General features: G+C 75.4%; 16 protein-coding genes. 8 read left to right on the plus strand and 8 right to left on the minus strand.

Features of this window, described 5'->3' with window-relative positions:
- Positions 1 to 36: 36 nt before the first annotated feature.
- Positions 37 to 930, minus strand: a complete 894-nt coding sequence (locus ACZ4UX_RS07655; protein WP_465706013.1) for a transketolase family protein — start codon at positions 928 to 930, stop codon at positions 37 to 39.
- Between the two features lie 58 nt (positions 931 to 988).
- The gene (locus ACZ4UX_RS07660; RefSeq protein WP_352290285.1) at positions 989 to 1,690 is read right to left on the minus strand and encodes a thiamine pyrophosphate-dependent enzyme; all 702 of its coding nucleotides are present in this window, start codon (positions 1,688 to 1,690) and stop codon (positions 989 to 991) included.
- A gap of 56 nt (positions 1,691 to 1,746) precedes the next feature.
- Between ACZ4UX_RS07660 and soxR the strand changes: the two genes are divergently transcribed.
- Positions 1,747 to 2,277: a redox-sensitive transcriptional activator SoxR gene (gene soxR / locus ACZ4UX_RS07665; RefSeq protein ID WP_329487165.1), complete on the plus strand. Its 531-nt coding sequence runs from the start codon at positions 1,747 to 1,749 to the stop codon at positions 2,275 to 2,277.
- 66 nt (positions 2,278 to 2,343) lie between these two features.
- On the opposite strand, the gene ACZ4UX_RS07670 is transcribed toward soxR, so the two are convergent.
- Entirely contained in the window at positions 2,344 to 3,264 is a 921-nt protein-coding gene (locus ACZ4UX_RS07670) for a PfkB family carbohydrate kinase (protein ID WP_465706014.1), read from the minus strand.
- Positions 3,265 to 3,540: 276 nt separating this feature from the next.
- Between ACZ4UX_RS07670 and ACZ4UX_RS07675 the strand changes: the two genes are divergently transcribed.
- The 4 genes from ACZ4UX_RS07675 (at position 3,541) to ACZ4UX_RS07690 (ending at position 6,308) form a co-directional block, all read left to right on the plus strand.
- Positions 3,541 to 4,401, plus strand: a complete 861-nt coding sequence (locus tag ACZ4UX_RS07675) for a helix-turn-helix domain-containing protein (RefSeq protein WP_465706015.1) — start codon at positions 3,541 to 3,543, stop codon at positions 4,399 to 4,401.
- On the plus strand, positions 4,391 to 4,594 hold the full coding sequence (locus tag ACZ4UX_RS07680; protein WP_465706016.1) for a DUF397 domain-containing protein: 204 nt from the start codon (positions 4,391 to 4,393) through the stop codon (positions 4,592 to 4,594). Before ACZ4UX_RS07675 ends, ACZ4UX_RS07680 begins: the two co-directional genes overlap by 11 nt.
- Before the next feature lie 34 nt (positions 4,595 to 4,628).
- A complete protein-coding gene (locus ACZ4UX_RS07685; RefSeq protein ID WP_465706017.1) occupies positions 4,629 to 5,300 on the plus strand; it encodes an HAD family hydrolase in 672 nt (223 codons plus the stop codon).
- Positions 5,301 to 5,579: 279 nt separating this feature from the next.
- On the plus strand, positions 5,580 to 6,308 hold the full coding sequence (locus ACZ4UX_RS07690; protein WP_465706018.1) for a class I SAM-dependent methyltransferase: 729 nt from the start codon (positions 5,580 to 5,582) through the stop codon (positions 6,306 to 6,308).
- Positions 6,309 to 6,395: 87 nt separating this feature from the next.
- Here the strand turns inward: ACZ4UX_RS07690 and ACZ4UX_RS07695 are convergent, their stop codons facing one another.
- Complete coding sequence (locus ACZ4UX_RS07695) at positions 6,396 to 7,577, minus strand: hypothetical protein (protein WP_465706019.1); 1,182 nt, start codon at positions 7,575 to 7,577, stop codon at positions 6,396 to 6,398.
- Between the two features lie 258 nt (positions 7,578 to 7,835).
- Here ACZ4UX_RS07695 and ACZ4UX_RS07700 point away from each other — a divergent pair, with 258 nt between their 5' ends.
- Positions 7,836 to 8,252, plus strand: a complete 417-nt coding sequence (locus ACZ4UX_RS07700) for a hypothetical protein (RefSeq protein ID WP_465706020.1) — start codon at positions 7,836 to 7,838, stop codon at positions 8,250 to 8,252.
- Positions 8,253 to 8,373: 121 nt separating this feature from the next.
- Here the strand turns inward: ACZ4UX_RS07700 and ACZ4UX_RS07705 are convergent, their stop codons facing one another.
- Positions 8,374 to 9,255, minus strand: a complete 882-nt coding sequence (locus ACZ4UX_RS07705; RefSeq protein ID WP_352290268.1) for a LysR family transcriptional regulator — start codon at positions 9,253 to 9,255, stop codon at positions 8,374 to 8,376.
- A gap of 76 nt (positions 9,256 to 9,331) precedes the next feature.
- On the opposite strand from ACZ4UX_RS07705, the gene ACZ4UX_RS07710 reads away from it, so the two are divergent.
- A complete protein-coding gene (locus ACZ4UX_RS07710; RefSeq protein WP_465706021.1) occupies positions 9,332 to 10,069 on the plus strand; it encodes a CTP synthase C-terminal region-related (seleno)protein in 738 nt (245 codons plus the stop codon).
- Positions 10,070 to 10,103: 34 nt separating this feature from the next.
- Here ACZ4UX_RS07710 and ACZ4UX_RS07715 read toward each other — a convergent pair whose 3' ends face one another.
- The 3 genes from ACZ4UX_RS07715 to ACZ4UX_RS07725 are packed head-to-tail and all read right to left on the minus strand — an operon-like array spanning position 10,104 to position 11,995.
- Positions 10,104 to 10,670 carry a GNAT family N-acetyltransferase gene (locus ACZ4UX_RS07715; protein WP_465706022.1) on the minus strand — a complete coding sequence of 189 codons (567 nt, stop codon included), beginning with the start codon at positions 10,668 to 10,670 and terminating at the stop codon, positions 10,104 to 10,106.
- Positions 10,671 to 10,708: 38 nt separating this feature from the next.
- Positions 10,709 to 11,305: a dephospho-CoA kinase gene (coaE, locus tag ACZ4UX_RS07720; protein WP_329487177.1), complete on the minus strand. Its 597-nt coding sequence runs from the start codon at positions 11,303 to 11,305 to the stop codon at positions 10,709 to 10,711.
- Positions 11,306 to 11,353: 48 nt separating this feature from the next.
- A complete protein-coding gene (locus tag ACZ4UX_RS07725) occupies positions 11,354 to 11,995 on the minus strand; it encodes an MBL fold metallo-hydrolase (protein ID WP_329487178.1) in 642 nt (213 codons plus the stop codon).
- A 61-nt stretch (positions 11,996 to 12,056) separates the two neighbouring features.
- Here ACZ4UX_RS07725 and ACZ4UX_RS07730 point away from each other — a divergent pair, with 61 nt between their 5' ends.
- On the plus strand, positions 12,057 to 12,515 hold the full coding sequence (locus tag ACZ4UX_RS07730) for a MarR family winged helix-turn-helix transcriptional regulator (protein WP_465706023.1): 459 nt from the start codon (positions 12,057 to 12,059) through the stop codon (positions 12,513 to 12,515).
- Positions 12,516 to 12,620 lie beyond the last annotated feature (105 nt).

Genomic DNA, 12,620 nt, shown 5'->3' on the forward strand with positions numbered 1-12,620 from the left:
GCCGGGGCCTGCCCGCGCCTCGGCTCGCCCGCCGGATCACCAGAGGAAGGTGCCGATCCGCTCCCGCAGCCCGGGCGCGTCCAGGCCGTAGGCGGCCAGGTGCTCGGCCATCGAGCCGTAGTGCCGGTGCTCCGCGCGCGGCACCCCGAGGGCGAGCACCCGGTGCGCCCGGTCCGCCAGCGCCGCGTGCACCTCCCCGGCGGACGTCCCGGCCAGGTAGGGCTCGACCACCACCACGTCCGCGCGTCCGCCGACCACCGCCCGGAGCCCGGCCGCGTCGAACGGCCGCACGGTGGTCGCGTACAGCACCGAGACGTCCAGCCCCTCGGTGGCCGCCAGCACGGCGTCCAGCATCGGGCCGACCGCGAGCACCACGCCCTTGGCGCCCCGGCGCAGGACGGAGAACCGCCCCGCCTCGACCGGTACCGCCGAGGCGTTGCGGTGCTCGGACAGCCGCACGTACACATTGCGGTCGCCGTCGGCCACCGCGTGCCGCAGCAACCGCTCCGCCTCGTCCGGGTGCCCCGGGACGTGGACCGTCCAGTCCGGCAGGGTGTCCAGCAGCGCGACGTCGCCCGGCGACATGTGGGTCCGGCCGCCGGCGGGCCAGTCGTAGGAGCCGGCGGCGCTCACCAGCACCGCGCCGACGCCCTGGTGGACCAGGTCCAACTTGACCTGCTCGAAGGGGCGTTCGATCAGGAAGCTGGCGAAGGTGTGGGCGATCGGCCGCATCCCGGTGAGCGCCAGTCCGCCGGCCGCGCCGATCAGCAGCTGCTCGCGGATGCCCACGTTGACCACCCGGTCGGGGTGGCGCTCGGCGGCGGGGGCGAAGCCCGCGGCGCTGATGTCGGCCAGCACGACGGCCAGCCGCGGGTCGTCGTCGAGCAGCCGGGCGGTCACGTCGACGAAGCGCTCGCGCATGGTGTCCATGGAGGTGAAGTCCCTTACTGGTGAGAGGTCTTGTCGGGGCGGCGGACGGACGCGGCGTTCAGGGGTTCTTCGGCTCCACCCGGGCCACCACGACGCGCGGGCGCCCCGGGTGCTCGGCGGTGAACGCCGCGTACAGCGCCTCGTGGTCGCGCCCGTCCACCGTCTCGGCCGACCAGCCCTCGCCCGCGAAGCGCGCCGCGATGCCGCCCCGCCACCCGTGCGTGGCCGAGGAGTTGTCGATGACGACGACGTGCAGCCGGTCCAGCCCGTACGCGCCGGCGAAGGCCAGCGCCTCGTGGTTCGAGCCCTCGTCGAACTCCGCGTCCCCGAGCAGCACCCAGACCGCCGGGTCGTCGAGCCCCTGGGCGCGCAGCCCGAGCGCGGTCCCGACCGCCAGCGGCAGACCGTGCCCGAGCGAGCCGGAGCTGATCTCCACCCCGGGGATCAGCAGGCGGTCCGGGTGGTGGCCGAGCGGCGAGTCGTAGGCGCCGAAGCTCGGGAGCAGCTCCGGGTCGATGAAGCCCTTCGCCGCCAGCACCGCGTAGTACGCCATCGGGCCGTGGCCCTTGGAGAGCAGGAAGCGGTCCCGCTCCTGGTCCTCCGCGGTGGCCGGGGTGACCCGCAGGACGCGGTCGTACAGCACCCAGAGCACGTCCAGGGTGGAGGTGGCGGCCGGGCCGTGCTTCTCGGCGCCGGTCATCCGGCCGATCAGGTCCGGGAGTTGCTCGAAGCCGGCCGCGGTGGCGGTGTTCGTCGTCATGCCCACGATCCTGCAACTTGAAGTCAGCTTGAAGTCAAGCGGCTACAGTGAGCGGCATGACCGCCCCCGCATCCGCCCGCGGCGAGAACTCCGGCGCCTCCACCGGACCGAGCCGGCACGACCTGCTCACCATCGGCCAGCTCTCCGAACGCAGCGGCCTCGCCACCTCCGCGCTGCGCTACTACGAGAAGCTCGAACTGATCCACGCCACCCGCACCACCGGCGGCCAGCGCCGCTTCACCCGCGGCACGCTGCGCCGGATCGCCTTCGTCCGCGCCGCCCAGCGCGTCGGCCTCTCCCTCGACGAGGCCAGGGTCGCCCTGGACCGGCTCCCCGAGCACCGCGCCCCCACCGGCACCGAGTGGGACGGCGTCGCCCGGTCCTGGCAGAACCGGATCGACGAGCAGATCGCCGAGCTGGAGCGGCTCAGGGCCAAGCTCACCGGCTGCATCGGCTGCGGCTGCCTCTCGCTCTCCCGCTGCGCCCTGTACAACGCCGCCGACCGCGCCGCCGCGGCCGGCCCGGGCGCGCGCTACCTGCTCACCCGCGACCCGGCCACCGGCCCCGAACCGGGCACCGACGACTGACCGCTCTCCCACGACGCACGCCGAGGGCGGCCGCACCGGGCGCCGTGCCGGCCAACGGCCGGGGCCTCACCCTCCGAGCAGCCGCTCCAGGTCGGCGCGGCCCGGCACGGCGCCGCGGGCACCGAGCGCGGTGACGGCGAAGGCCCCGGCGGCCACCGCGGTGGCCGCCGCCCGGGCGAGCGGGAGGCCGCGGGCGAGTTCGGCGGCGAGCGCGCCGCAGAAGACGTCACCGGCGCCGGTGCTGTCGACGACGGCCACCGGCGGCGCCGTCACGCGTTCGCCGCGGCCGTCCTCGGCGACCAGCGCGCCGTCGCCGCCGAGGGTGACCACCGCGGCCCCGCCGAGCGCCGCCAGCGCCCGGGCCGCCCCGGCCGGATCGTCGTCGCCGGTGAGCTGCCGGGCCTCGACCGCGTTGGCGACGAGCAGGGTGCCCGGTCCGGCGGCCCCGGCCGGGAGCGCCCCGGCCGGCGCGGCGTTGTGCACCCATCGCGCACCCGGCACCGCGGCGACGGCCCCGGCCGCCGCTTCGAGGCACGGCGTCGGGACTTCGCCGCTGGTCAGCACCACGTCGCCGGCGCGCAGCCGCAGCGCGGCGAGGGCGTCGGCGACGTGCCCGGCCGAGAGCAGCGCGTTCGCGCCCGGCAGCACCAGGATGCTGTTCTCCCCGCCGGGATCCACCATGACCAGGGCCTGCCCCGTCGCGGCCGCGCCCTCGGTGCCCACCGTGCCGGTGCCGACCGCGCGGCGCCGCAGCTCGGCGAGTGCCCGGCGGCCGGCGTCGTCCGCGCCGACCCTCGCGACCAGGTGGGTGGCCGCCCCGAGCGCGGCGGCGGCGACCGCCTGGTTGGCACCCTTGCCCCCGAAGCCCTCGTCGACGGAGGTCACCAGCACCGTCTCACCGGGCGCGGGCAGGACGGGACAGCGCAGGATCCGGTCGGCGTTCACCGATCCGACGGCCACCACACGGCCGGGAGTCTCTCTGTTCACCCCTCCTGTCTAGACGGTCGGACGCCCGCGTGCCAGGCCGCCACGGACGGGTCGCGCGCGGAATGAATATCCGGGCCGGCCGACTTCCCGCTCCCGGCACGACCACCACCCCGGCATTCCGGCTATTCACCGGCAGCACTCCCGCCGGAATTCCGCCGAACCCCGTGCCTTCCGCACATTCGCACGCATGGAATTGCGCGGACTGGTAAGACTCTTGTGATCACGAGAGGAGGTGGCAGACTGTGACTCGACGTCAACTGACAAGGAGCGGCCAGAGTGGACAGCCCGACCGTGCTCCGGCGTAGGCTCGGATCCGAGTTCCGCCGCCTGCGCGAGCAGACCGGGCTGCAGGCGAAAACCGTCGCCGACACCCTGGGATTCAGCGCCGCAAAGGTCTCGCGCATCGAATCGGGCCAGACCACCCTGAAGGAATCGGACGTCCGCGCACTGCTCGAACTGTACGGCGTCCGGGACGATTTCGAGCGGCGGCAGTTCATCTCACTGACCCGCCGCAGCACCCAGCGGGGTTGGTGGCACGACTACGGGGACGCCCTCCCCGACTGGTTCCAGACCTACGTCGGGCTGGAGGCCGATGCCGCCCGCATACGCGCCTACGAGACCGAGTTGATCCCCGGGCTGCTGCAGACGCCGGACTACGCCCGCGCCATGTTCCGGATCTCGCCGTCGGAGCAGGGGCACAGTGAGATCGAACGCCGGGTCAGACTCCGGATCCAGCGCCAGGAGGTCTTCCAGCGCGCCGATCCGCCGGTCGTCCAGGCGGTCCTCAACGAGTCCGCCCTGCGCCGCGCGGTCGGCGGGGCAGAGGTCATGCGCGCCCAGGTGCGCCATCTCGCCGAGTTGGCGCACAAGCCCAGCGTCACGATCCAGGTGCTTCCCTTCAGCACCGGAACGCACCCCGCCATGAGCATGGCCTTCCACATTCTCTCCTTCGCCGACGTACCGGGCGACATCGTCTATGTCGAGGCATTGACGAGCAGCCTCTACCTGGAGAAGGAGTCGGACATCGCGCGTCATGTGCTCGTGTTCGACCAGCTCGCGTCGACCGCCATGAACGCCGAGGAGTCCCTGTCCTGGATGCACGATCTCGTCGCGGAGGGGTACGGAAATGACGACTGACCTGGTGTGGCGCAAGAGCAGCTTCAGCGGCAGCGAGGGCGGGAACTGCGTGGAGGTCGCGGACGGTGCCGCCGGTGCGGTGCCGGTGCGGGACAGCAAGGACCCGTACGGCCCCTCCCTCACCTTCACCGCCGACGCCTGGTGCTCCTTCCTGACCGCCCTGCACAGCGGTGAGCTGACCGTCCGGCCCTGAAGTCGCCGGCGACGCCTGTGGTCTACTGCCGGTCATGCCGCTGCTGATGCTGGACCTCGACAACACCCTGATCGACCGCGATGCCGCCTTCCTGGCCTGCGCCCGGGCGTTCCTGGCCGAGCACGGCCTGCCCGGCAGCGACCTCGGCTGGATCGCGGAGCTCGACGCGAGCGGGTACACCCCGGAGGACCGGATGGCCGCCGCCCTGGCGGCCCGGTACGGGAGTTCGGTACCGGCGAGCGCCGTCGACGCCCTGCTCGACAACGGTGGCGCCGACCTCGTGGAGCTCGCCGCTCCCACCCGCCGGGCACTGGCCCGGGCCCGGGCCGACGGCTGGGCGTGCGTCATCGTCACCAACGGCCGTACCGGGCAGCAGGAGGCGAAGATCCGCCGCACCGGGCTCGACCGGATCGTCCAGGGCTGGGTGGTCTCCGAGGCCGTCGGCCACAAGAAGCCCGCTCCGGAGATCTTCCGGGCCGCGGCCGAGACGGTGGGGCAGCCGCTCAGCGGTGCCTGGATGGTCGGCGACTCGGCGCACGCCGACATCGCGGGCGCGCACGCGCTCGGTCTGGGCAGCGTCTGGGTGTCGGCCGGCCGCCCGTGGGCGCAGGACGCGTACCGGCCCACCCTGGTCGCCGAGGACGTCGCCACCGCGATCGGCCACGCGCTCGACCACACCTGCGGCGGGGCGACCGGCGGCCGGTGACGGACCGGAAAGCTTTACCTCCTGCTGGGGAATCGGCCCCCTCCGCCGAGCTCCCCACGCCCCCTCGGCGGCCGCCGGAGGCGCCCCCGGCGGGCGGACGCGGCGGGCCGCGAGGGGTGGGGCCAGAGCCGTCCGACGGGCCGTAGGGGCCGCCCCGGCGGGCTTCCGGCACGGCCTCCACCGGCCCGGAAAATGGCCTCTGAGCAGCCATTTTCCCTCTTCCGGCGACTAGAATCGGGGGGACCGGACGGCCCCGCGTCCGCCCGTGGAGAGGACCAGATGCACCGCGACATCCGCACCACCGACGACGTCCTGGACCTGCTGGACCAGCTCTTCCTCCCCGCCGCCGACCGGTGGACGGACCAGGCCCGCGACTGGTGGGACCAGTTCTACGCGGACCGCTCCGCGCCGCGCCCCTTCTTCGTCCCCAAGCCCGACGAGAACCTCGTCTCCTACCTGGACCGCGGCCTGCTCACCCCCGGCCGTGCGCTGGACCTCGGCGCCGGCCCCGGACGCAACGCCATCCACCTCGCCTCGCAGGGCTTCGAGGTGGACGCCGTCGACCTCTCCCCCACCGCCGTCGCCTGGGCCGGCGAACGGGCCCGCGAGGCCGGCGCCGACGTGCGCTTCCACTGCGGCAACATCTTCACCGTCGAACTCCCGCACCGGCAGTACGACCTGGTGTACGACTCGGGCTGCCTGCACCACCTCCCGCCGCATCGGCGGATCAGCTACCTCGCCCTCCTGGAGCGGGTGTTGAAGCCCGGCGGGCACCTCGTCGTGAACGCCTTCGCGGCCGGCGCCATGGGCTCCGAACTCCCCGACCGGGAGCTCTACCGCAACGGCCGGCTGGACGGCGGCCTCGCCTACACCCCGGACGAACTGCGCCACCTCTTCTCGGAGTTCACCGAGATCGAGATCCGCCCGATGGTGCCGCACGGGCCCGACTCCCCGCTCTTCGGCATCACGGTGCTGCTGAGCGCCCTGTTCCGGCGCCCGGCCGAGTAGGCCCGGGCGCCGGGGTTCGCGTGGTGCCGGGGGTGCGTGGTGCCGGGGGTCCGGCAGCCGGGGCATGGCGCCCGGGGCGTGGTGCCGCTACGCCACGACGGCGAGCGGCATCACCCGCCCACCGTCGGTCAGCAGCATCGCCACCGCGCTCACCGCGCCGGTGGCGAGGTCGACCCGCAGGACCAGCACCCGCTGCCCCTGGTTCTCCGAGCCGTGCTGGACGGTGGTGTACGCCGCGTTGGCGGCGCGGTCGACCACGAACGCCTCCTCCTGGACGGCGGACCCCCAGAACTGCTCGGGGATGGTGGCGAGCGGCTTGAGCGCGATCCGCGGGTGGGCCGGGTCGGCGGTGTCCACGGTGGCCAGCGCGAGTTCGCGCCCGTCGGCGCTGAGCACCTGTCGGTCGCCCACCAGCGCCTTGGGGTTGAGCACTCCGCCGCTGACCTCCGCGACCGGGTTGGCGGCGAGCGTGGCCACCGGGCCGACCCGGACGGTCCGCCGGTCGTCCGCGGCGACCGTCAGCGAGCCGTCGCCGTTGGCCACCGCCCGCTTCGCCACCTGCGCCGACACCACCCGGCCGCCGAGGAAGGCGAGCGCCTCGGGGGCGCGCACCCCGATCCCCTCGACCGGGTGCTCCCCGGTGCCGTCCGGCCGGACGGCCCGCAGGCGCCCGTCGGCCGCCGGACCGCTCGACTCGGCCCAGTACACGACCTCGCCGCTCACCGGGTCGACGACCGGGGCGCTCTGGCGGGTGCCCGCACCGGCGGCGGGCAGACCGGAGATGTCCTTGAGGTCGGTCGGGCCGCCCTGGCCGAGCACGGAGACGCGGGGCTCACCGGGGTGGTCCGCGTCCTGGAAGCCGTACTGCGCGGTGCCGACCATCCCGGCGAAGCCGGCGGTGAAGCCGGCCGGGGTCGCACAGCCGCGGACGTTGGTCGGCGGCTTGGCGAGCCCGTTGCTGACCGCGAAGCTGCGCACCTTCCGCGTCGCGCCGTCCGCGCCGACGGTGACCAGGACGCAGCGCTCGTCCGGCGTCCCGGCGTGCGTGCTCACCGAGAGGACCAGCCCGCCGACCTCGGTCGCGGTGGGCAGCGCGTCGAGGAGCACCTTCTCCGGGAACCGCACCTCGGCCGTCGGCCCGCCGGTGCCCGTCGTGGCACCCGCCGACGGGGTGGCCTCCCCGGTCCCCGTACCGCCGCTCTGGCACGCCGTCAGCGCCAGCAGCGGCACGGCGGCCGCCGCCAGGACAGCCCTGCGCAAGGGCTTCATGCCCCCCACCTCCACCCGTTCGGTTCCGGCCCAGGGTAGCCGGGCCCGGTTCCGGGCCGTACGGCGGCGGCCGGTCGGTCCGGCGGGTGGCCGGGGGCGGTCCCGCCGACCCCCGGGCGCGGTCGCGGCCGCGGCAGCTCAGGACCGCACCGGGGCAGTGGTCCCGGGAGGGGTGCCGGAAGGCGGACTCCTCGTCGCCGCCCCCCTGGCCGTCGCCGGACGCCGATGCCCTACGGTGGGCGCCGGAAGGGGTGGCACATGACCGACGACCGACCGACGAACTCGGCTCCACCGCCCGCGCCTTGGCCGCTGATCGCGGCCGGGAAGCCGTTCGCCGACCGGGTCGGCGACCTGGTCCGGGCCTGGGAGGCCGACGGGCGGGACCCGGACCGGCTGGTGCACGGGAAGCCGTTCTTCGCCCTGTACTGCTGGCACCTGTGGACCATCCGCGAGGGCCGGCCGCACGACGCCGCCACGGCCGCGTACGTGGCGAGCGCCCACCGGGCGAACGGCGGCGCGGCCGGCTGGGACGCCCTGCTGCGCGGCCGGGCGTACTGCTCCTGCCACGGTGAGCGCTGGCGGCTGGAGAACCTCTCGATCTGCCTCGGCTGCCTGGAGTACGTCTGCTTCGAGCTCGGGCGGCCGTGCTGCCACGGCGCGCCGGTCGTCGGCTGAGGCTCGGCCGGGACCGGACCCGCCGGAAAGCCCGGGTACCGCCCGACCGCCCCACCGCCCGACCGCCAGACCCGCCCGGGACCGCCCGGAACCGCCCGGGTACCGCCCGACCGACAGTCCGTCAGCCGGCCAGCAGCCGGGCCAGCAGCGCCGCCGGACCCTCCGGCAGGCTGCCGTGCACCAGCTCCGTCCGGTGGACCAGCCGCGGCTCCCGGACCGGCACGGCGACGACACCCGCCGCGCCCTCCGCCGCCGGGGCCGGGAGGACGACCAGGCCGTGCCCGGCGGCGACCAGGGCGAGCAGGCCCCGGACATCCGTACCCAGGTAGCGCGCGGCCGGGCGGAACCCGTCGACGGCGGTGGCGGCGCGCAGCCGGGCCGCGTCCGGCGCCAGGTCGGGAGCGTCCAGCCAGCGTGCGGCGGACAGGTCGGCCAGGGCCAGACCCGCGCGGCCGGCCAACGGGTGCCCGGCGGGCAGCGCGACGGCGAGCGGCCGCTCCCCGACCGCGACCGTGCCGAGCGGGCCGACCTCCGGGAGCGGCAGCGGGTCGCTCGGGGCCGCGAGCCCGTCGATCAGAGCGAGGTCCACCTCGCCGGTGGCCACCTGGGCGGGCAGCGCCTGCGGGGGGAGGACCCGCACGACGAGGTCCAGCCGCGGGTACTCCCGGCGCACGTCGGCCAGCGCGCTCCCGAGCGCGGCGCCGACCGCCAGCGGGGTGGCCCCGAGCACCAGGCGGGCGCTCGGGGTGCCCGCCAGGCGTGCGACATCGGCGCGCGCCGCGTCCAGCCGCACCAGCAGCGGGGCGGCGTGCTCCAGCAGCCGCGCGCCGGCCTCGGTCGGGCCGACCGGGCGGCGGCCGAGCAGGACCGTCCCGAGATCGGCCTCCAGCGCGGCGATCTGCTGGGAGACCGCGGACTGCGTGAAGCCGAGCGCACGGGCCGCCTCGGAGAAGGAGCCGAGCCGGACGACGGTGACGAAGGTGCGCAGCTGCTGGGGGTCCATGGCTATCAGATCCTCTGATCCAAAGGTAAGAGATCATCGTTGGCGCTGATCCGGAGTCAGGGGTCAGGATAGCCGCATGACCTATCTGACCCCCCGCCTCGCCCTGGTCGGCGACCGCTCCCCCGCCGTCCGCTCGCACGCCCGCGTGCCCGGGCTGCTCGACGCCCTCGCCACCCGCGACCAGCTCGCCCTGGACGCCTACTGGATCCCCACCGGGGACGCCGGGGCAGCGGGCGCCCTCGAAGGCTTCGACGCCGTCTGGTTGCTCCCGGGCAGCCCCTACCACAGCGAGGCGGGCGCGCTGGCCGCCGTCCGCACCGCCCGCGAGCGGGGCATCCCGTTCCTCGGCACCTGCGCCGGCTTCCAGCACGCCGTGGTGGAGTACGCCCGCAACGTCTGCGGCATCGACGGCGCGGCGCACGGCGAGAGCCACCCCGACGAGGACGACCTGGTGATCGTGCCGCTCAGCTGTTCACTGGTCGGGCACGAGGGCGCGGTGCGGATCGCCCCCGGCACCCTCGCCGAACGCGTGCTCGGGGAGACCCGGACGCTGGAGCGCTACCACTGCCAGTACGGGCTGAACCCGGCCTACCTGGAGCGGCTGCGCGCACCCGGGCTGCGGTTCAGCGGTACGGACGAGGCCGGCGAGCCGCGGATCCTCGAACTGCCGGAGCACCCCTTCTTCCTGGCCTCGCTCTTCCAGCCCGAACTGGCCGGGGACGGCACCCGGGCGCACCCCTTCGTCCGGGCACTGGCCGCCGCGGCGGCCGAGCACGCCGGCGCGGCCGCCCGCGCCCGAACCGGCCGCACCTGAGCCGGCCGCCGGGGTGCGGGCGGGAACGGCGGCCTCACATCGGCAGCGACCGCAGCCGCACCGGCCCGTCGGGCAGCCGCGCCCCCTCGGCCAGCGGTGTCCACATGGTTCGCAGCGGCATCGGCACGACCCGCCCGCCCGGCTGCTCCACCAGCACCTCACCCGCCGTCTCCCGCCAGCCGAGCCGCTCGTAGAGCGCGACCAGTGGCGGCCGGCAGAACAGCAGCGCGTACCGCGGGCCCAGCGTCCGGGCGTGCGCCAGGGCCGCGCCGACCACCACCCGGGCCAGCCCCCGGCCCCGGGCGTCGGGGGCGACGGCCACGCCGCCGACCCCCACCGCCTCGGTGTCCGTCCCGCCGACCGTCAGCGGCAGCGGCAGCGGCAGCAGGCCGGCGTGGGCGACCAGGCGGCCGTCCGCCGCCCGGACGCCGAAGTGGATCTCCTTCGGCAGCCAGGTCAGGCCGGTGTGCGCGACCCCGAAGGGATCGTCACCGGCGCCCAGGATCTCTTCGAGGTCGCGCCGGGCGTACTCGGCGAGGCGAACGGCAGCGGGTGCGGATGCGGATGCGGCGGCGGGTACGGGAGCGGGGTGATCGGCCATCCCCCCATGATCACCTTCCCGGCCGGCTTCGAGAAGGGTCAGCCCTGACGGGCCTTCAACGCGTTCCAGACCTCGTCGACCCGGGGGGCGAGTGCCTCCAGCGGTCCGCTGTTGTCGATCACCACGCCCGCGACGGCCAGCCGGTCGGCCCGGGAGGCCTGCGCGGCCATCCGGGCCCGGGCCTCCTCCTCGGTCATGCCGCGCAGCCGGACCAGCCGGTCGATCCGCACCTCGTCGTCGGCGTCGACCACCAGGACCAGGTCGTACAGCGGGGCGAGGCCGTTCTCCGCCAGCAGCGGGACGTCGTGCACCACCACGGCGTCCGGGGCGGCGGCCGCCTCCAGCTCGGCGGACCGGGCCCGGACCAGCGGGTGGACGATCGCGTTCAGCGCCCGCAGCCGCTCGGGGTCGGCGAAGACGACGGCGCCGAGCGCCGGGCGGTCCAGCGCACCGTCCGGCCGCAGCACGCCCTCGCCGAACTCGGCCACCACGGCGCCCAGGCCGTCCGTCCCCGGGGCGACCACCTCACGGGCGATCACGTCCGAGTCCACGATCACCGCGCCGTGGGCGGCGAGCAGCCGCGACACCTCGCTCTTGCCCGCACCGATGCCACCCGTCAGTCCGATCTTCAGCATGGCGCCAGGCTACCGGCGCCCCCGGCCAGCGGTCAGCCCCGACCGGGCTCAGTCCAGGTCGAGGCTCTCGCCGTCCCCGAGGGTGCGCAGCTCGGCGCCCGTCCCCGGGCCGCCGGGGCCGACCAGGCGGGTGTGCACGGCCAGGCCCGCCGGGCTGAGCACCGCGTCGTGGATCGGCAGCGCCCGGCGCGGGCCCGCCTCCCGGACGTAGTCGACCAGTTCGGAGACCTTGGTCCACGGGGCGGCGATCGGGAGCAGCAGCGTCTCCACCACGTGCGGCGGCACGGTCAGCGCGTCACCGGGGTGGAAGAGCCGGCCGTCGAAGAGGAAGCCGATGTTCTTCACCGGCGGGATGTCCGGGTGTATCACCGCGTGCCACTCGCCGTGCACGGAGACCTCGATCCCGCCGATCTCGAAGGCGTCGCCCTCGCCGACCACCGCGACCCGAGGGGCGACGCCCTCCAGCTGGTCGGCGACCGCTCGGTTGGTCCAGACCCGCAGCGCCGGGTCGGCCTCCAGGGCGGCGCGCAGCCGGGCCTCCTCGAAGTGGTCGGCGTGCTCGTGGGTGATCAGCACCGCGTCCGCGCCGGCGAAGGCGGCGGGGTCGGTGAACATTCCGGGGTCGACGACGACGGTGGTGCCGCCGTGCTCCAGGCGGACGCAGGCATGGCCGAACTTGGTGATTCGCATGGGGAAACCGTACAGCAAGGCTGTGCAGTTTCGCTGTACACCTGAGCGATAGACTTCTCCCATGACCAGCGACACCGCAGGCGGCCGCGACACCGCCGCCGCTCCACGTCCGGAGACCCTCGAACTGGCCGCCGACCTCCGCGCCGCCGTCGGCGACCTGGTCCGCGCGCTCCGCCCCGGCGACACCCTGCCGCAGAACCAGGCGGGCGTCCTCGGCCTGCTGATCCGCGACGGGCAGGCCCTCACCGTCAGCGAACTCGCCGCCCGCCAGCGCGTCCGCCACCAGTCGATGGCCCGCACGGTCGCCCTGCTCACCGGGGCCGGCCTGGTCGTCCAGGAGCCGCACGCCACCGACGGACGCAAGCTGCTCGTCTCCCCCACCGGGGCCGGCCGCGCCGCCCTCGCCGAGCAGCGCGCCCGCCGCGAGGCCCGGATCGCCACCGCCATCGAGGCCCGACTCACCCCCGGGGAGCGGGAGACCCTCCGCGACGCCGTCGCCCTGCTGCGCCGCCTGCCCTGACCGCCGCGCACGGCGGCGGGCCACGCCCCGGACCGGGGGCGGTTCTGACGCCCTGTCAGGTGCCGAGCCCGTGACGGACAGGGCTCAGCAGCAGTACGAGGCCAT

The sequence above is a fragment of the Kitasatospora sp. NPDC028961 genome, assembly GCF_055564815.1.